This window comes from Rhodanobacter humi, from assembly GCF_041107455.1.
In the GTDB taxonomy this organism is placed as follows: Bacteria; Pseudomonadota; Gammaproteobacteria; order Xanthomonadales; family Rhodanobacteraceae; genus Rhodanobacter_A.
The window spans coordinates 1809283-1827811 of record NZ_JBGBPY010000001.1; the positions used below are offsets into that span (position 1 = coordinate 1809283).

At 68.4% G+C, this 18529-nt stretch carries 13 protein-coding genes and 1 tRNA gene; 4 read left to right on the forward strand and 10 right to left on the reverse strand.

The window, feature by feature from the left end; all coding sequences use genetic code 11:
• Window positions 1-310: 310 nt before the first annotated feature.
• On the forward strand, window positions 311-1060 hold the full coding sequence (locus AB7878_RS08000; protein ID WP_369493852.1) for a glutathione S-transferase family protein: 750 nt from the start codon (window positions 311-313) through the stop codon (window positions 1058-1060).
• A 28-nt stretch (window positions 1061-1088) separates the two neighbouring features.
• On the opposite strand, the gene AB7878_RS08005 is transcribed toward AB7878_RS08000, so the two are convergent.
• Window positions 1089-3056, reverse strand: a complete 1968-nt coding sequence (locus AB7878_RS08005) for a M1 family metallopeptidase (protein ID WP_369493853.1) — start codon at window positions 3054-3056, stop codon at window positions 1089-1091.
• A gap of 220 nt (window positions 3057-3276) precedes the next feature.
• Here AB7878_RS08005 and queF point away from each other — a divergent pair, with 220 nt between their 5' ends.
• Window positions 3277-4101 (forward strand): NADPH-dependent 7-cyano-7-deazaguanine reductase QueF, encoded by an 825-nt coding sequence (gene queF, locus AB7878_RS08010; RefSeq protein WP_369493854.1) that lies wholly within the window; start codon window positions 3277-3279, stop codon window positions 4099-4101.
• 91 nt (window positions 4102-4192) lie between these two features.
• Entirely contained in the window at window positions 4193-4762 is a 570-nt protein-coding gene (locus AB7878_RS08015; RefSeq protein ID WP_369493855.1) for a hypothetical protein, read from the forward strand.
• A 16-nt stretch (window positions 4763-4778) separates the two neighbouring features.
• Here AB7878_RS08015 and AB7878_RS08020 read toward each other — a convergent pair whose 3' ends face one another.
• The 8 genes from AB7878_RS08020 to AB7878_RS08055 form a co-directional block, all read right to left on the reverse strand.
• The gene (locus AB7878_RS08020) at window positions 4779-5252 is read right to left on the reverse strand and encodes a DUF3617 domain-containing protein (RefSeq protein ID WP_369493856.1); all 474 of its coding nucleotides are present in this window, start codon (window positions 5250-5252) and stop codon (window positions 4779-4781) included.
• Window positions 5253-5328: 76 nt separating this feature from the next.
• Window positions 5329-7374, reverse strand: coding sequence for an alkaline phosphatase family protein (locus AB7878_RS08025; protein WP_369493857.1), 2046 nt, complete (start codon window positions 7372-7374; stop codon window positions 5329-5331).
• A gap of 199 nt (window positions 7375-7573) precedes the next feature.
• Entirely contained in the window at window positions 7574-9217 is a 1644-nt protein-coding gene (locus AB7878_RS08030; protein ID WP_369493858.1) for a multicopper oxidase family protein, read from the reverse strand.
• 181 nt (window positions 9218-9398) lie between these two features.
• Window positions 9399-10448 (reverse strand): glycerophosphodiester phosphodiesterase, encoded by a 1050-nt coding sequence (locus AB7878_RS08035; protein WP_369493859.1) that lies wholly within the window; start codon window positions 10446-10448, stop codon window positions 9399-9401.
• Window positions 10449-10555: 107 nt separating this feature from the next.
• Window positions 10556-10632: transfer RNA gene (locus tag AB7878_RS08040), tRNA-Arg, on the reverse strand.
• Between the two features lie 164 nt (window positions 10633-10796).
• A complete protein-coding gene (locus AB7878_RS08045; RefSeq protein ID WP_369493860.1) occupies window positions 10797-12695 on the reverse strand; it encodes a M61 family metallopeptidase in 1899 nt (632 codons plus the stop codon).
• Window positions 12696-12884: 189 nt separating this feature from the next.
• On the reverse strand, window positions 12885-14837 hold the full coding sequence (locus tag AB7878_RS08050) for a M61 family metallopeptidase (RefSeq protein ID WP_369493861.1): 1953 nt from the start codon (window positions 14835-14837) through the stop codon (window positions 12885-12887).
• Window positions 14838-15006: 169 nt separating this feature from the next.
• Entirely contained in the window at window positions 15007-16032 is a 1026-nt protein-coding gene (locus AB7878_RS08055) for a DUF3667 domain-containing protein (RefSeq protein ID WP_369493862.1), read from the reverse strand.
• Between the two features lie 215 nt (window positions 16033-16247).
• On the opposite strand from AB7878_RS08055, the gene AB7878_RS08060 reads away from it, so the two are divergent.
• Window positions 16248-16727, forward strand: coding sequence for a GNAT family N-acetyltransferase (locus AB7878_RS08060; protein ID WP_369493863.1), 480 nt, complete (start codon window positions 16248-16250; stop codon window positions 16725-16727).
• 206 nt (window positions 16728-16933) lie between these two features.
• Here the strand turns inward: AB7878_RS08060 and AB7878_RS08065 are convergent, their stop codons facing one another.
• Complete coding sequence (locus AB7878_RS08065) at window positions 16934-18481, reverse strand: amino acid permease (protein ID WP_369493864.1); 1548 nt, start codon at window positions 18479-18481, stop codon at window positions 16934-16936.
• Window positions 18482-18529: the final 48 nt, after the last annotated feature.

Sequence of the window (18529 nt, forward strand, 5' to 3'; positions counted from 1 at the left end):
AACCCGTGCCTGCGACAATCTGTCATCTGGCGACGCAACATCGCCGCCCCGGCGGGCGGTTGCCGGGGTGACTGCGGCAACATGGCGGGCTTTCCGTCCCCTGCCGGAACCGCCGACGCCGACCGCCCTGCCCGAAGCCGCCAGCCGGGGTGATTTTCCCCGGCCACACCAGCCGCCACGGCGCGCTGTTCGGCGGCCAGGCGCTGGCCTGGACAAGACCGGATTGCGGCCCCTGGATTGCCCGCCGGTGATTGACGCCGGCACGGCGACCCGCGCACGCTTTTGCCATCACGCCCGGCGGAGCGGCACGATGTCTCGTCTGAAGGTGATCGGCAGCTACCTCTCGCCCTATGTGCGCAAGGTGCTCGCCTTCCTCGAACTCAAGGAGCTGGACTACGAGATCGACCCGATGCCGCCGTTCGTGGGCAATGCGGACTTCGCGCGGCTGAGTCCGCTGCGGCGCGTGCCGGTATTGATCGACGACGGGTTGGTGCTGAACGATTCCTCGGTGATCTGCCAGTACCTGGAGGATCGCCACCCCACGCCCTCGCTCTACCCGCGCGACATCGCCGACCGCGCCCGCGCGCGCTGGCTGGAGGAGTATGCCGACACGCGGCTGGCCGACGGGCTGATCTGGCAGCTGTTCTACCAGCGCTCGATCCGCCGCCGCGTGTTCCATGAACCACCCGACGAGGCGGTGGTGACGCAGGCGCTGGAGGTCGAGATCCCCGCCGCGATCGACTACCTGGAAACCCAGCTGCCGGACGACGGCTTCATCTTCGGCGCGCTGTCGATCGCCGACCTCGGCATCGCCAGCTATTTCCGCACCGCATCCTTCGTGCGCTACGAGATCGACGCCGCGCGCTGGCCGCATACCGCCGCACTGGTGGCGCGGGTGCAGGCCTTGCCGGCGCTGCAGAAGCTGGCCCGCTACGAGGACTGCACGCTGCGCCTGCCGCTGGCCGAGCAGCGCGCCGCCCTGCTTGCGACCGGCGCCCCGCTCACCAGCGACACCATGGGCACCTGCGCGCCGCGGCCGGTGCTGCCGCGCAGCTCATGACGCTCCTGCATTTCCAGGATTCCGGTTCTCACGGCATCACGTAGCTGTTGTTGCCACGATCCGCATCCGGCAACTTGTGGTCGGGGTCGAGTTCCAGCTTCGCGATGCGCTTGTTCGTATCCAGCGTCAGCTTCGGCGTGGCGCTGTAGCGCCAGGTTTCCACCGGCAAGCGCACGTCGCGCTGCGTGCCGTCGGCGAAGTCCACGCGCAGCGTGGCAGGCATCACCAGCTTCTGCCGGCTGACCAGGTTCACCGTGACGCCCTTGGCCGGATCCTTGTCGACGTAGCCGGCGCCCGCGATGCCCATGTCGAGCTGCCAGTTGTGCATGTACCAGCCGCGCCACCACCACGAGAGATCCTCGCCCGCCGCGCTGTCCATGAAGCGGAAGAAGTCGGACGGCGTGGGATGGTGGTACGCCCAGGTGCGGATATACGCGCGGAACGCAGGGTCGAAGCGATCCGGACCGAGGATCTGCTCGCGCAGCAGGATCAGGCCCAGTGCGCCCTTGAAGTAGGTGAGCGAATGGCGGTACTTCTCGCTGACCGAGTCGGCGTGCGCCATCAGGGTAGGCGCGTCCGGGTCGGCCAGCAGCGGCAGGATCTCGTCCACCGGGTTGCCGCCCTTGGGCGCGTATTCGCTGTCGCGCTTGGGACCGAACTTGCCGCCCTCGAACGCATCGGAGAAGTACACGTCGATGAAGGTGTTGAAGCCTTCGTCCATGAACGCATGGCGGCGTTCGTTCGAGCCCACGATCATCGGGAACCAGGTGTGGCCGATCTCGTGCGCGGTGATCCAGAACAGCAGCTTGCCGCTGTCCTCGTAGCCGTCGAACACGATGCCGGGGTATTCCATGCCGGCGCCGTGGCCGCCGAGGTTCACCGCCACCGGCCAAGGGTAGGGATACCACTTGGCGGAGAAGTGCTCGACCGCGCCCTTCAGGTATTTGGTGGAATGGTTCCACTTGTCCGCGCCCACGCCTTCGACCGGATAGATCGACATCGCCAGCGCGTGCTTGCCGTCGGGCAGGTTGATGCGCGCGGCATCCCACACGAAGGCGGGCGAGGCGGCGAAGGCCACGTCGCGGGTGTGCTCCATGCGGAAGCGCCAGGTGAGCGTGCCGCTGCGCGTCGGCCGCGAGGCCGGATCGTTCACCTCCTCCGGCTTGCGGATGTACACGGTGGTGTCGCTCTTCGCGGCTTCGGCGAGGCGCGCGCGCTCGGTGGCGGTGAGCACCTGCTCGGGGTTCATCAGCTCGCCGGAGCCTTCCACAATCCAGTTCCACGGCACGGTGACCGCGTAATTGATCGTGCCGTATTCGAGATAGAACTCCTGGCCCAGGTAGGGCAGCGTGTCCCAGCCGCGGATGTCGTCGTATACCGCCATGCGCGGGAACCACTGCGCGATCTCGTAGATGTCGCCGTTCTTCGTCGGCGTCACCGCGGTGCGCCCACCCCAGGTGCCGGGCACGGTGTAGTGGTAGCGGATGTGCAGCTTCAACTGCCCGCCCTTCGCCTTCAGCGCCGCCGGCAGATCCACCCGCAGGCGGGTGTCGTCGACGAGGTAATGCACCGGCTTGCCGTCCACTTCCACCGCGTCGAGCTGGTAGCCCTCGGTGGACTGGCCAGACTTCTTCGGCCACGGCGAGGTCAGCGCGCCGCGCGAATCACTCTTGTAGATGTTCTGGTCCAGCTGCAGCCACAGCGCGTCCAGCGCGTCGGGGCTGTGGTTGGTGTAGGTGATCGTTTCCTCGCCGGCCAAGCTGTGCGTGGCCGGGTCGATGCGCGCCTTGATGTCGTAGTCGGCGCGGCTCTGCCAGAACTCCGGGCCGGGCTTGCCCGCGCCATCGCGGAACGCGTTGGCCGGCTGCGGCAGGGACAGCGGGGCGAACAGCGCCTGCGGATCGAAGGGGGAAGCCTTGTCCTGGGCATGCAGCGGCGCGCACAGGGCGATGGCGGCAAGCGTGGCGGCGGCGCAAGCCGGGATCGGGTTCTTCATCGGTGTCTTCGGCGTGGGGAGGCCCGCCCACTATAGGAAGCGCGCCGCGCCGGCGGATAGGCCAGAAGTCATCGCCGGCCGCACCCGATAGAATGCATCCATTCCCACCAGATGTCGTCATTCCCGCGAAAGCGGGAATCCATGGCGATCTTGCGCAACAGCAGCGTGGATTCCCGCTTTCGCGGGAATGACGGCCCAAGACATCGCTTTCGAGATACGCATGAGCACGCCCGACCATTCCCCGCTCGGCAAGGCCACGGCCTATGCCGACCGTTACGACCCCAAATTGCTGTTCCCGATTCCGCGCGCGGCCAAGCGCACCGAGCTCGGCATCGGCACGCCGCTGCCGTTCCACGGCACCGACATCTGGAACGCCTACGAGCTGTCGTGGCTGGACATGCACGGCAAGCCGCAGCTGGCGGTGGCCGAGTTCCGCGTGCCGGCGAGCACGCCGAACATCATCGAATCGAAGTCGTTCAAGCTGTATCTGAACGGCTTCGCGCAGGAGCCGCTGGCGAATGCGGCCGCGTTGCGCGCGCTGCTGCAGCAGGACCTCACCACCGCCGCTGGCGACGTGGTGGAGGTGATCCTGCACCCCGCGCGTTGCGCCGCGCACGCCTTCGTCGACCTCGCGGGCGAATCCATCGATGCCCTGTCCGTCAGCATCGACGACTACGGCCCGCCCAAAGCCGATTACCTGCGCGCCGACACGCACGCCGCGGTGGTCGAGGAGGCCCTCGTCTCCGACATGCTGCGCTCCAACTGCCCGGTCACCGGCCAACCCGACTGGGGCAGTGTGCGGATCGCCTACCGCGGCGCGCCGATAGCCCGCGAGGGCCTCTTGCGTTATCTGGTTTCATTCCGCACCCACAGCGAATTCCACGAGCAGTGCGTGGAACGCATCTTCATGGACGTGATGGCGCGCTGTGCGCCCGCGCAGCTCAGCGTGTACGCGCGCTACACCCGCCGCGGCGGGCTGGACATCAACCCGTTCCGCAGCAGCGTGCCAGCCACGCCGGACAACCCGCGCGGCGCCCGGCAGTAATCGGCGCTTCAGAGCGCACGGGTTAGCCTCGACGGTAATCGCCTGCAACGGCATCGCGTCCGGCGCGAGGCCGCGACCACGGGATACCGCCATGCACCGTCTCGCTCTTCCGCTCGTCCTGTGCTGTGCCGCCGCGCTGCTGTGCGGCTGCCACCGGCACGACAGCGCGCCGGCCGAATCGACCGCGGGCGCGCCCAAGGCTGCGTCCACCGTGGCACATGCGAGCAAGCCGGTTTCCATCATCCACGCTGCGCCGGCCGCCGCCGGCACCACACCCGCACCGGCCGCCAGCACCACCAAGCCCGCCGCGAGCGACGGCGGCTTCCGCGTCGCCACCCTCACCCTGGGCAGCGCGATCGACGCCGGCTACGCGGTGACCGCGCCCGCCACCCGCTTCGCCGCCGACACACCGGTGATCTACGCCAGCGTCGCCACCACCGGCCGCACCGCCGGCGCCACGCTGGACGCGCGCTGGCGCTACCTGGAAGGCCAGGGCGTGCTGGTCAACGAACTGAGCCAGATCGTCGCCGCCGACGGCCCCGCCGTCACCACGTTCAAGGTGCAGAACCCCAATCGCTGGCCAGTCGGCCGCTACAACGTGCAGATCTCGCTCAACGGCAAACCCGTCGCCAGCCGCGAGTTCGAGATCGGGAAGCGTTGAAGCCGCCCGCACACCTTCAGTCGCTGGGCCCGGTGCAGGCGGCGCGGCGCACGCCTTCCACCCGCAACACCTCGCCGCGCCCCCGCAGGCTGACGCTGGCGGTGTAGTGCTCGGGCGTGTCGAAATCCACCCGGCCGCGTCCGCTCGGCGCCGGCAGGCCGGCACAGCTGAGCGTCCAGTCCAGCGTGGTGCTGCTGCGGTGCGCATTGTCCCGCCGGCACTGCGGCGCGGGCATCGGCAAGGCGGCGAAGCGCGCCCAGGGATCGTCGCCTTCGTTCACGCAGTGCCACTCCACCCGCGGCGGCCCCGCATGGCCGTGGCTGACGTCGCGCAACACGATCCGCCACAGGCCGGGCATGGCCTGGAAATCGGCGGGATCGGCGCGGGTGACGGCGATGGATGCCATGCCGAGCAGCAGGATCGTGCACAGGCCCAGACGCAGGATCGACCCACGCGTCCAGCATGCCGTCATTCGATCCGATGCGCTCATGGCTTTACCTCCGTGACGCGGTGCGCGGGCGGCCGCCGTGGCGAGCCGCCCGCGCATTCCCGCTTCCTGTTCGCGCTCAGTCCTGCAGCGCCTCGTCATCGTCGCGGCCCGGCTGGTGCGCCAGGCGGAAGTCGAACATGTCCATCAGGTTGCCGATCGCCGGTGCGTTGAGCGGCACGTAGGGATCCTCGGGCAGCGCGACGGGGTTGGGCAGGTTGTCGCGGCTGCGCTGCGAGATGCGCTCGTGCAGGCCCCAGTTCGCCTCGACGAATTTGTCGAAGGAGACGTGGTCGTAGTAGGTGTGCACCACGTGGCCGCCCTCGGAGTACTTCGAGATCACCAGCAGCGGAATGCGCGTGCCGTCGCCGAAGAAATCGATCGGCTGCACGTAGCCGGAGTCGTAATAGCCGCCGCCCTCGTCGAACGTCACCATGATCGCGGTGTCGTTCCACAGCGTCGGGTTGGCCTTGACCATCTCCACGATCTTCTGCACGTAGCCCTCGTACAGGTCGAGTTTGGACGAGGCGGGATGGCCGTCGAGCAGGCCGTCGGGCTTGGCGATCGAGACCGCGGGCAGGGTGCCGTTGCGAATGTCGCTGTAGAGGTCGTTGATGTCCTGGTTGCGCGCGCGCAGCTTCGGGTTGGTCATCACCTGTTCGGAGTACAGGAACGGGTTGCAGATGTTGCAGTAGCTGCCGCCCTCGCCGTCCTCCTTGCCGTTGTCCCAGCCCTCGCCGTAGTACTTCCAGCTCACGTGGTGGCGGCTCAGCAGCAGGGCCAGGTTGTCCTGCTTCGTCGGCGGGATGGTGAACTGGCTGGCGCCCAGCGGTGCGGGCGTGCCGTCGCCGAGGTAGCCCGGGTTGTAGTTGTTGACCAGGTAGTAGGCGTTGCGCCGGCAGTTGCCGCCGTGGAATGCGTCGTAGGGCAACGCGTGCAGGTAGTTCCTGATCTGGGCCACGCCGGGCTGGTTGTCGTCGGCGCAATCGACGTAGGAGCCGCCGCCGTAGCCGTCCTGCACATACCAGTTGTTGGTGCCCGGCTGCGCGTCGGGGTTCTCGACCTGGTTGGCCGGCGGCACCGCCGGGCGGCCCTGCGCGTCGGCGTACCAGATCGGCTCGCCGTAGCCGAGCATGATGTGGTTGGCGCCGGTGCCGCCCATCACCGACTGGTGGAAGTTGTCGCTGAGCGCGTAGGTGCGCGCCAGCTCGGCGAAGTACGGCGCGTCGCCGTGGGCGATGTTGAGGAACTGCATCGCGGTGGAACCCTCGCCGGTGGTCTGGTCGGTGAAGTTCGCCGGCTGCGGCTTGCCGTTGCTGCCCGCGCCGACGCTGGTCTCCACCCACGGAAACAGGTCGTTGCGGCAGCCGCTGAGGTTGTCCAGCGTGGCGGTGGCGGCGTCGCAGTCGAGCTGCTGCCACATCTGGAAGAAGCGGTGCACCGGGCTGTTGGCGTAATCGTCGTAGCCGAGCGAGGCGTGCATGTCGACCGGCGCGTTCGGCAGCGTGGCGGGGAAGCGCGTGTCGAGCACGTGGTTCGGCAGGCCGGTGCCACCGGCGGCGAGTTCGCCGTAGGCGGCGTCCGGCAGACCCGGCTCGATGGCTTGCGCCTGCTGGGCCGAGGCGAACGGCGCCTGGGTCGGCGCGCCGCCGGTGTTCATCGCCGGCAGCGTGGCGTAAGGCGCGGTGTGCTGCGGCGCCAGCGCGAACTTGCCGGTGCTCTGCGCCTGCCACTGCTGCGCCTTCGCCACCTGCGGGCCCGGCGTGCCGTCGGCGTTGACGATGCCTTCGGAAAGCAGGTTGCGCACCTGCTGACCGCGCGGCGGCGTGTAGGTGGCGTACACGTGGTCGAAGGTGCGGTTCTCGCCGATCAGCAGGATCACGTGCTTGATCGGCGTGCGGGTGCGGTTGCTGCGGTCGTCGCCATCGTCGGGACGATGCAGCATCACCATGCCGCCGGGCAGTCCTTGCTGCGCATGGTGGTCCGCGGTGTGTGCATGCGCGCGGAAGGTGGCGTCCTGGTCGGGCGGCGTGGCGGTCTGCGCGCTGGCCAGGCCGGCGATGCCGGTGGCAAGTGCGCCAACGGCGAATGCCCTCAACCGGCTGCGGCGGAAGATCGTGGACATGATCGGCTTCTCCTGCGGCCGTTGCGGACGGCCGGCGTGAGTGGTTCCCCCTGATTCCGACCGCGGCACGACGTGCATGCCGAGGTCAGGGCGGCAGTCTGGTCCGCGCAGATGACGGCACGTTGGCGCGCGCAAGACAGGGAAGCCGCGGCCGGTGACAATGCGACGACAACGCGCCGGCATGTGCGCTGGAACACGCTCAGGCCGGCAGCAACTCGTACGGCCGCATCATCTCGTTGTCTTCGTGTTCAAGCAGATGGCAGTGCCACACGTAGCGGCCGGGCTCGCCCTCGAAGTGCACCGCGATGCGCGTGACCATGCCCGGGTCGGCGCGCACGGTGTCCTTCCAGCCGGACTCGTGCGGCGGCGGCGGTTGCGCGGGCCCGGTGTACTTCAGCTCGCGCCGCGCGTTCCACGCGAACAGATCGAACGGCCGCCGGTCGAGCACCTGGAAGCGCACCAGGTGCAGGTGCACCGGATGCGCATCGCCACTGAGGTTGACGAAACTCCAGGTCTCCACGCTGCCCGCGCGTGGCCGCTCGCTCACCGGATCGGACCAGCGCTTGCCGGCTAGCAGCATGCGCAGCGCGTTGCCGCCGGCATCGTCCACCTCGCCCAGGCTCAGCACGCGATCACGTGCACCGGCCACGTCGAGGCGCGGCACCGGGCGCAGGCGCGCCGGCAACACCGAGTCGTCGCGACGACCGCGATCGCGCACGCGGAATTCCAGGATGCCCGTGCCATGCAGGCGCAGCTGCGCCCGTTGTCCCGCGAGGCCGGCGAAGTCGACCACCACGTCGGCGCGCTCGGCGGGATACAGCGTGATGCGTCCGCATTCGACCGGCGCCGGCAGCAGGCCCTGGTCGCTGCCGATCTGCTGGAACGCCAGGCCGTGCGTCAACGCCAGCTCGAAGAAGCTGCTGTTCGCCACGTTGAGCAGGCGCAGGCGATAGCGGCGCGGCTCCACCTCGAGATACGGAAACAGCTTTCCGTTGCACAGCACGGCGTTGCCCTGGCACTGCATCACCCAAGGCGCCGCGGGATCGTCGGACACCGGGTAATACAGCCGGCCGTCGCGGCCGATCAACCGGTCGCACAGGAACAGCGGCAGGTCGCACTCGCCCGACGGCAGGCCAAGCGCGCGCTCCTGCGCATCGCGCACCAGCCACGCGCCGTACAGGCCGGCGTAGATGTTGAGCCGGGTGATGCCCATCGCGTGGTCGTGGTACCACAGCGTGGCCGCGTCCTGCGCGTTCGGATAGCGGTTCAGCGCGGAGCGGCCCGGCGCGTACCAGTCCTCGGGCCAGCCATCGCTGTCCGCCGGCACGCGCGCGCCGTGCACGTGGGTCACGGCGCGCACCTCGGGCTTGTCGCGCTCGGCACCGTGGATCGTGTGGTCGATCGGCAGGAAGTGTCGCGCCGGCAAAGCATTCGCCCATTCCACCAGCACCGGCTGATCGCGCTCGACCTCGATCGTGGGTCCCGGCGAACTGCCCGCGTAGCCCCATTGCGGCGTGGGCGGCAGGTCGCGATGCAGACGCGCCGCGAACGCGCGCATCTCCATGCGATAGCACGGCAGCAGGCGCCCGGGCCAGGCCGGGTGCGCGCGCCGCCCGACGGGACGCGCACGCGCCGGCAGCGGCAAGGCATCGACGAACCGCGCCAGCGTGGCCGGGTTCACCAGCGGCACGTTCGGTGCGGCCAGGCGTGCCGCGGTGGTGCGCATCGGCATGCCCGTCATCGCGCCCGCCGCCACGCCCGGCGCAGCCAGCACATCGGCCAGCAGGCCCGCACCGAGCAGGCCGCCGGCGGCGCGCAGAAAATCCCGCCGCGAGCGGCTCACGCCGACCGCCCGGCGGCGTGGGCCATGGCGACACATCCGCTGGAACGAAGGCTGGCGCGCGTCATGCCCGCACCGTAGAGGCGCGGGATGACGGTACGGTGACGGACGGGAGCGAGTGAAGCGGAGAGAGAAGCGAGAGCGGGTCGGTGGCTCGTTCCCCGCTTTTCTCACTACTCTTCACTCACTTCCCTGCACTCGCTCCCCGCCCGTCCACCGCCTTGCGTCCCAACGCCGGATCGTCGGTGAAGAACGCATCGATGCCGGCATCGAGCAGCGCGTGCATTTCCGCGAGGCTGCCGGCCTCGTTGCGCTGGTGCAGGTCATCGCCATCGCGCAACGCCGGCGGAAGGAACGCGTTCTCGGGGCGCAGCGTGTACACGTGCACTTCCAACCCCGTCGCATGCGCATCGCGCACCAATGCGGTGGCTGCGCCGAGGCGACCATCCTGCGTGAGCGGCAACACCGCGCGCGTCGAGGGGCCGATGGCATCCGCGTAAGCGGCAATCTCGCGCAAGCCTTGCGGCGTCGTCATCGCCGCGTAGTCCAGCGCACCGCCCACGGCCACCACGTCGAACGGCTGCTCGTGCGATTCGCCCAGCAGCTGCAGCAGGTGCAGGTTCGCCATGCCGCGCCGCTTCCGCTCGCCGTCCAGGTACTTCAGGTTGCCGACCTCAAAGGACTGGATCTCCACCGGCGCCGCGCGCGTGTACGCGTGCGCGGCCAGCGCATCGAGCAGCGCGTCTTCCATCGGCAGGCCGATGTTGCGGAAATACGTGCCGTGCTTGATCTCGGGGATGATCCCAACCGTGCGCCCGCACGCCGCCGCCAGCGCCACGATCTCGGCGAACGTCGCCACCGGAAACAGCCCGTCATGCGCCGTGCCGCGCAGTTCCGGCAGCCGCTCGCGCGCCCGCAACGTCTTCAACTCGGCGAGCGTGAAGTCCTCGGTGAACCAGCCTTCCACTGCCACGCCGTCGATGGTTTTCGTCGTGCGTCGCGACGCGAACTCCGCATGCGCCGCCACGTCGGTGGTGCCGGAAATCTCGTTCTCGTGCCGCGACACCAGCGCGCCGTCGCGCGTCATCACCAGATCCGGTTCGATGAAATCCGCGCCATCGTCGATCGCCCGCGCATACGCCGCCAGCGTGTGCTCGGGAAGGTGCGCGCTGGCGCCACGGTGGGCGATCACCTGCACGCGTGCAGCAAGTGGTTTCTCGATCACGGGGGACATGCCCACTCCCGTCGATGGCGACGGCCCAGCATAGGTGCAGCGGCGTCTGGAAGCGGTCAAGCACGGCTTCCCGGCCAGGAATCAAGACTGGAAATGCCGGAGGGAAATGGCGCGCCCGGAGGGATTCGAACCCCCGACCAATGGCTTCGGAAGCCACTACTCTATCCGGCTGAGCTACGGGCGCGTGGTGCTGCGAGGCCGCGCACGGAGCATTGCGATCCGCGGCGGACGGGCAGTATAGCGGAGATGGTGGGGATCGCCCATGCGGGAGCTTGCGTGGGCGCTCGGCGAAGAACTCCCTCTCCCCCAGCCCCTCTCCCGCACGCGGGAGAGGGGAGGAAGCTCAACTCAGCGGGCCTTGAACAGCGTGGTGAGCGTGTCGGGCTTGCTGGTGTCGCGCACCAGGTGCGGGTACTTCAGGCCGTCGTGGTAGTCGATGCGGATGGTCTTGTACTCGTCGAAGTTCTTCACCAGCAGTTCGATCGGCTGGTTCTTGTCCTTCGCGGCGGCAGTGACGGCGTCCTTCAGCGCATCGGGGTCGTAGTCGTGGCCGTTGACGGCGACGACGGTCATGCTGGGGGCCAGGCCCGCCTTGAAGGCGGGGCCGTCCCACAGCACGTCGCCGATCTGGCCGCCCTTGCCCACCGACACGCCCAGCGAGTAGGTGAGCTCGGCGACATGGCGGCGGGCCTCGAAGGCCTTCACCGCGGCGCTGGGCTGGTCGGTGTAGACCAGCTTCCAGCCGTGCGCTTCGAAACCGCCGGTGATCGGGCCGTGGCCGTCCAGTCGCGTGCGCAGGTAGCTCGCCCAGTCGTACGGGGCGATGGCGTTCAGCGTCTTCACCACGTCGTCGAAGGTGTAGGTGTTGGTGACGAAGCTGCCGTTGTCCATGCCGAAGAAGTCCTTGGCAAAGTCGTCGATGCTCTTCTTGCCATGGCTCAGGTCACGCAGCTTGCCGTCCACGTCCAGCCAGATCAGCTGGCCGGCGGAGTAGTAGTCCTCGCTGCCCTGGTAGTTGCGGTACGGCAGCGGCGCGCGCTGGGCGATGATCGGGTCGTTGGTGGTGTCCTGCACATTGCGCCAGCTGGCGAGGCCGGGGCGGCCCTTGTCGTACGTGGCGGCCACGAAGGCCCACATGTCGTGCGCCTGCTCGGTGTCCCACAGGCCCGAGCGCGAGGCCATCACCTGGCCCCAGAACTGGGTCTGGCCCTCGTACACCCACAACAGGGAATCCTGCATCGGCACGTTGAAGTTCGGCGTCCACAGGTCGGCCGGGCGGCGGTACTTGCCGTCCCAGGAGTGGTTGAACTCGTGCGAGAACAGGTCGCGGCCCAGCGCGTTCTTCTTCCACTCGGTGAAGAAGTCGGCCGAGGTGCCGTCCTCGCTGGACTGGTGGTGCTCCAGGCCGTTGCCGCTCATCTTGTCGCTGAGCGAGACGAGGAAGTCGTAGTGGTCGTAGTGGTGCGCGCCGTACAGCTTGTACATCTGCTGCACCAGCTCGCGGAACGGCTTGATCTGCTCGGGCTTGATCTCGAGGTACTTCGGCGCGTCGGCCACGATGTCCATGTGCACCGGCGTCTTCGCGCCCGGATCGAGGTCGATGCGCTTGAAGTACTTGCCGGCGTAGATCGGCGAGTCCACCAGGGTGTTGTAGGTGGTGGGCTTGAAGTGCACGGTGTCGCCATCGCGCGAGGCCACTTCCAGCGCGCTGCCGAACTGCCAGCCGGCGGGGAATTTCACGCTGGCCTCGGTCTTGATCTGGCGGCTGTAGTAGCCGGCCGGGTACACCGAGTTCGCGTTCCACTGCAGGTTGAGCATTTCCGGCGTCATCACCACGCGGCCCTCGCGGGTGTTCTGCGGCGACAGGTACTGGAAGTCCACCTCCACGTTGCTGGCGCCCTGCGGCACCTCGACGTGGAATGCGAATACGTTGAGCGGATCGCGCGTCCACGGCAGCACCTTGCCGTTCGCCTTCACCACCAGTCCGGCGAACTTGTCGATCGGGCCGCTGGGCGAGTGGTTGCCGGGCAGCCACTGCGGGTACAGCAGGGTCAGCGGGCCGGGCTGCGCGGGCACCACCTCGTGCACGCGGAACACGCGGTGCGCGAGGTCGGTGGCGTCCACGCTGATCTGCAGCGTACCGGGGTAGGCCACATCCTGCGGCGGCGGCACATCGGCGAGTGCGTTGAGGCTGACCAGGCCGAAGGCGCTGGCGACGATGGCGGAGGCGAGGCGGGTGGCTTTCAATGGATTCTCCCTGGGCAACGGCCCGCACGGGACGGAGGGTGCGGGCATGAGGGACCGATGCTAGACCGGCCGCGGGGCGGGCTCCCCTGCCAGAGGTCATGCGCGGGCAATGCGGTGACGCATGGCGAAAAGCGCCCTCTCCAGCCCTGCGGGCAGCCTCTCCCGCAAGCGGGAGAGGCGAAATATGCACTACTTGCGCGGCGTGGCGATCGCGCCGAGCAGGTCCTTGCCGCCGGTGCGCTCCAGGTGCGGGTAGCGCAGGCCGCCGTGGTAGTCGATCTTCGCCGTGCTGTAAACGTCGACGTTCTTCACCAGCAGCTCAATCGGCGCGCTGCCGGTCTTCGCCGCGGTGATCGCGTCCTTCAGCGCGTCGGGCGAGTAGTCCTTGCCGTCCACCGCCACGATGGTCTCGCCCGGCACCAGGCCGGCCTGGAACGCGGGGCCGCTCCACTGCACGTCGTAGATGCTGCCGGTCTTGGACGCGGACAGGCCGATCGAGGCGGCGAGGTTGACGCCGTGGCGGATGCCTTCCATCGCCTTGGTCTCGGCATTCGGCTTGTCGGTGTAGACCAGCTTCCAGCCGCCGCGCGCGATGCCGTGTTCGGGCAGTTCCGGGCCGGTGTAGTCCAGCCGCGCCTTGAGGAAGCTCGCCCAGTCGAACGGCTGCACCTGGTTCAGCGTGTTCACCACGTCGTCGAAGGTGTAGGTCTTGGTCACGTAGCTGCCGTTTTCCATGCCGTAGAAGGCATGCGCGAAGTCGTCCAGCGAGTGCTTGCCGCCGGAGAGTTCGCGGATCTTGGTGTCCACGTCCAGCCACAAGAGCTGGCCTTCCGGATAGAAGTCGGTGCCGCGGCGCCAGTTCGCCCAGCCGCCGCCGCCGTAGTAGGTGAGCGGCGCGGCGTCGGCGGTGTCCTGCAGCGAGCGCCAGGCGCGACCGGTGCGCTCGCTCATCGAGGCGTCGATGTTCGCCATCGTGTCGCGGAACTGTTCGGGCGTCCACAGGCCGGAGCGCGCGGTGAGCACGCTGCACCAGTAGTCGGTGAGGCCCTCGTACACCCACAAGAGGTCGTCCTGCATCTTCACGTTGAAGTTCGGCGTCCACAGGTCGGCGGGGCGGCGGAACTTGCCGTTCCACGAATGCACGAACTCGTGCGGCATCAGGCTGGCCGCCAGCGTGTGCATGTCGTCGTTGGTGAAGAAGTCGGCCGGCAGGCGGTCGTCGCTGGACTGGTGGTGTTCCAGCCCGAAGTGGCCGGTGTGGTCGGACAGCGTGAGCAGGAAGTCGTAGTGGTCGTAGTGGTGCGCGCCGAACAGCAGGTTGGTCTGCGTCACCACCGCGCGCTGCTGCTCCAGCTGCTTGGCGGTGAGCTTGACGTCCTTCGCGCCGTCGCCCACCACGTTGAGGTGCACCGGCACCTTCGCGCCCGGCGCCAGGTCCACGCGATCGAAGTGCTCGCCCGCGATCAGCGGCGAATCCACGAAGTTGTTGAAGCTCACCGGCTTGAACTGCACGGTGTCGCCCGCTTGACCAGCACTCTGGTTTGCCACTTGTAGCTTGGCCACTTGCAGCGCAGTACCGAACTTCCAGCCGGCAGGCAACTGCACGGTGGGCTGGATCTGGATCTGCCGCGAGTAGTAGCCGGCCGGATAGAACGCCACCTGGTTGAACTCCACGTCCACCAGGTTCGGCGTGGACGAAGCGCTCGCGCCAAACAGGCTGCCCTCGCCGTCACCCGGCGAGAGGAACTGGAACGAGAGATCGAGCTGGCTCACGCCTTCGGGCACGTCCAGGTGAATCGCGAACATGTCGCGCAGGTCGCGGCGCCACGCCAGCTGCTTGCCGTTTGCGGTGATGATCAGCCCGGCCACGTTCTGGATCGGGCCGGACGGCGCGTGCTCGCCGGGAATCCACTCCGGATACAGCAGGGTGAATTCGCCCGGCTTCACCGGAATCGTCTCGTGCACGCGGAACATCCGCTTCGCGGCGTCGGTGAGGTCCACGTTCACCGTGAGCTGGCCGGGATACGGCGTGTCTTGCGGCGCGGCGCGGCGGGCATCCTGCGCGGTGGCGGCGACAGACAGCGAAAGCGCCCCGACCACCGCGGCGGCGATCAGGCTGGAACGGAAGGGATGACGATTCACGGGTGGCTCCGGGCAGGCACCGGCCCGCGCGGAAACCGCACTGCCGGCAGGAACGCGTCGTTCGTCGTGGCGGCGAGCGGCGGGTGACCGGGCGATGGTAGATCGCGACATGCGCGCGGCACCCTGCCAGAGGTCACGCGCGGACGACGCATGATTTTGCGGCGTCGGCTCAGTGCAGCACTTGCACCGTCACGTAGAACAACAGCAGGCGGTAAAGCTGCAACGACCAGAACAGGCCCGCCAGCATCCACGTACACAGGATCGCGCAGCCGACGCGCGGATAGTGGAGGTAGGCACGCAGCGCGCGATACACGTAGATCGCCACCAGCACGGCGAGGGCCATGCTTGCATACGTGTCGTTCTGCAGGATCGCGGGCACCCTGCCATCCAGGAACCATCGCGTTGCAAGCGTCGCTCCCGTCACCAACCAGCCGAACAGCAGCAGTATCAGCAATAGCCCGCTCCACAAGTGGGTCGCGAAGATCAGCAGTTCCGGCAAGCCACGGCGCAGCGGCGCCAGGGTCAGCCACAGGAAGCACGCCAGCATAGGCACGAGCGCGACCACCAAGGCACGCGACAGCGTCTCGGTGCGCTCGTCGAACCGCTCCTGGTAGCGATAAACCGCTTCCAGTGCCGCCGGGTGGCGACTGGCGGCAACGCCCTTCTCCTTGTCGGCCTTCTGCTCGGCGGCCGAGGCGGCGCGACCCGCAGCGACCGCGGCGCGCTCCGATCCGTACAGCGCCCAGTAATCCGCCATCACCTCGGCCTTCACCGTCGCCGAAACCCGCGGACCCAACGCCTTGTCCAGCACCATCGTCTGCTTCGCGTGCTCCAGTGGCGTCACACTCATCTGTGTCTCCAGCACTGTGGAGAACGTGTTCAGACTGGTCAGCAGGAAGTACAGCAGGTTCACCGCGAAGAACAGCGCCACCGGCCGCGCATACGGCATGCGCCGCCCGCGGAAGTATTCGCGCGTCAACTCGCCCGGTTTGAGCAGCAGCGTGCGCAGCGAGACGAGCAGGCGGCCCTCGCCATGCGAGAACGCCTCGAACCACTCGCCCACGATGTGCCGCAGCGTGTGCTCGTCCGGGTGCAGCCGACGTTCGCCGCACCGCGCGCAGTACTCGCCGCCCAGCGGCGTGCCGCAATTCGCGCAGGCCGTTGCCTGGCCCGAAAGCCCCGCCGTCTCCTGCATGCCCAGCCCTCCCGCCCTGCCCGGATCGGCGGATCATGCCTCGGCATGCGGACCCGGCGCATGTGCATGCCTCGCTTGCGCACCACAGTTTGCGCACCACATCCTCCGAAGTCGCCGATGCGAAACCTTGTGCAGCGCCATTTCGCGTCCGGGCTGTCCGAGCCATCGGTACATGACTAGACTCGCGGCACGCCCCGGGAAGCACGACCGCCGCCATGGACATACGCCTCGACACGCTGGACCGTCCGCAGGTGCTGGCCCTGCTGCGCGAACATCTCGACTCGCTCGCCCCCACGGCACCAGCCGAAAGCCGTCACGCGCTGAACCTCGACGGCTTGCGCGGGCCGGACGTCACGTTCTGGTGCGTGTGGGATGGTCCGGTGCTGGCCGGCTTCGGCGCGCTGAAGCAACTGGATCCGCTGCATGGCGAGATCAAGTCCATGCGCACCGCGTCCACCCATCTGCGCCGTGGCGTCGCCTCGCACATGCTGCAGCACCTGATCGGCGAGGCGGGTGCCCGCGGCTATGCACGGCTGAGCCTGGAAACCGGGGCGATGGCGTTCTTCGAGCCGGCGCGGAACCTGTACGCCGCGTTCGGCTTCGCGCCCTGCGCGCCGTTCGGCGACTATCGGCCCGATCCGAACAGCGTGTTCATGACCAAGCGCATCGGCGCGATGGTCAACCACCAGGCCTGACGCTTGCAGTGGCAATCACGCGGGATTCTCCTGCGCGGCGCAGGCCATTGCGTCGGCGACGACCTGCTGCAGAAAGCCCACACGTGCCAGCGGCCGGATGGCGCGTAGGACATCCATGCCTCCTGAAACCCGCAACCTGGCACGTAGGAGCGGCTTCAGCCGCGACCGCAGATCGAATCGCGGCTGAAGCCGCTCCTACGTCACGCCTACAGCCGTTCGCCGTCGAGCTTGCTGTGACGGATGCCGTAGCCGAAGTAGATCAGGCAACCCAGCGCCATCCAGATCACGAAGCGCTCGAAGGTGATCGCGGGCAGGCCGCCGATGCGCTGCCAGCCGTTGGCATCCAGCCACGGCACGCCGAAGATCAGCAGCAGCGAGAACGCCACGCCCAGCGGCGCCAGCACGGCGATCCACGGCATGCGGAAGCTGCGCGGCAGCTGCGGCTTGCGGATGCGCAGCACCAGCACGGCGGTGCAGATGATGATGAAGGCGCTGAGCGTACCGATGTTGACCAGCTCGGCCACCTCGCCGATCGGCAGCAGGCCGGCCACGATGGCGGTGAACACGCCGAGGATCACGGTCGGCCGCGCCGGCGTGCCGAAACGCGGACTGACCTTCGCGAACCACGCCGGCAGCAGGCCGTCGCGCGCCAGCGCGAACCAGATGCGCGCCGCGCCCAGCATGAACGCGAACAGCACGCTGGTGACGCCCACCACCGCGGCCACCGCGATGGCGATGGAAACCCAATGCAGGCCGATCGCCTCGAAGGCCTGCGACACCGAGGCGTCGCCGTTGAGATTGCTGTAGTGGGTGATGCCGGTGAGCACCAGCGACACCGCGATGTACAGCACCATCGCCACCGCCAGCGACAGCAGCACGGCGCGCGGCAGGTCGCGCTGCGGATGCTTGGCTTCTTCGGCCGCCGTGGTCAGCGTGTCGTAGCCGAACACCGCGAAGAACACCACGCTGGCGCCGGTGAGCACGCCGGCCCAACCGAAGTGGCCCACGCCCTGCGCGTCGAACGCGCGCGCAGGGACGAACGGATGCCAGTTCGCGGTGTTGATGTAGAACGCGCCCACGCCGATCACCAGCAGCACGCCCAGCACCTTGATGGCCACGATCGCGGTGTTGAAACGCGCCCCCCATTCCATGCGCACGGTGAGCAGCAGCGCCACCGCCAGCGACACGCCGGCGGCGATCACGTTGAAGCGGTGACCGTCACTGGGCGCCGCAATGGCCGTGCCGCCATGCACGCCGAACAACTGTTGCAGGTAGTAGTGCATGGTCTGCGCGCTCATGCTCTGCTGCGCCCACTCCGGCAGGTGCACGCCCGCCGAGGCCAGCAGCACCTGCACGTAGCCCGACCAGCCGATCGCCACCACCGCGACCACCAGCGCGTATTCCAGCAGCAGGTCCCAGCCGATGATCCAGGCCACGAACTCGCCCAGCACCGCGTAGCCGTAGGTGTAGGCGCTGCCGGTCACCGGGATCAGCCCGGCGAACTCGGCGTAGCACAGCGCGGCGCAGGCGCTGCCCGCGCCGGCAATCAGAAACGAGAGCGCCACCGCGGGGCCGGCGTTCATCGCCGCCTGCTGGCCGGCGAGCACGAAGATGCCCACGCCGATGATGCCGCCGATGCCGATCGCGGTGAGCTGCCACAGGCCCAGCACGCGGCGGAAATCGCCACGCTGCCCCGCCTCGCTCTGCAGCTGTTCGACGGACTTGTGGCGGAGCATTCGGCTCAGAAAACGCATGGGCTCATTCCTGCGGGCAACCGGCGGATCATATCGAATCCATGCCGC

What these genes read in the sequence shown, in the direction of transcription:
- AB7878_RS08015 (WP_369493855.1), top strand. Translation starts at nt 4,193, where the DNA reads ATGCACCGTCTCGCTCTTCCGCTCGTCCTGTGCTGTGCCGCCGCGCTG.
- AB7878_RS08065 (WP_369493864.1), bottom strand. Translation starts at nt 18,481, where the DNA reads ATGCGTTTTCTGAGCCGAATGCTCCGCCACAAGTCCGTCGAACAGCTG.
- AB7878_RS08035 (WP_369493859.1), bottom strand. Translation starts at nt 10,448, where the DNA reads ATGTCCCCCGTGATCGAGAAACCACTTGCTGCACGCGTGCAGGTGATC.
- AB7878_RS08055 (WP_369493862.1), bottom strand. Translation starts at nt 16,032, where the DNA reads ATGCAGGAGACGGCGGGGCTTTCGGGCCAGGCAACGGCCTGCGCGAAT.
- AB7878_RS08060 (WP_369493863.1), top strand. Translation starts at nt 16,248, where the DNA reads ATGGACATACGCCTCGACACGCTGGACCGTCCGCAGGTGCTGGCCCTG.
- AB7878_RS08020 (WP_369493856.1), bottom strand. Translation starts at nt 5,252, where the DNA reads ATGAGCGCATCGGATCGAATGACGGCATGCTGGACGCGTGGGTCGATC.
- AB7878_RS08005 (WP_369493853.1), bottom strand. Translation starts at nt 3,056, where the DNA reads ATGAAGAACCCGATCCCGGCTTGCGCCGCCGCCACGCTTGCCGCCATC.
- AB7878_RS08025 (WP_369493857.1), bottom strand. Translation starts at nt 7,374, where the DNA reads ATGTCCACGATCTTCCGCCGCAGCCGGTTGAGGGCATTCGCCGTTGGC.
- AB7878_RS08000 (WP_369493852.1), top strand. Translation starts at nt 311, where the DNA reads ATGTCTCGTCTGAAGGTGATCGGCAGCTACCTCTCGCCCTATGTGCGC.
- queF (WP_369493854.1), top strand. Translation starts at nt 3,277, where the DNA reads ATGAGCACGCCCGACCATTCCCCGCTCGGCAAGGCCACGGCCTATGCC.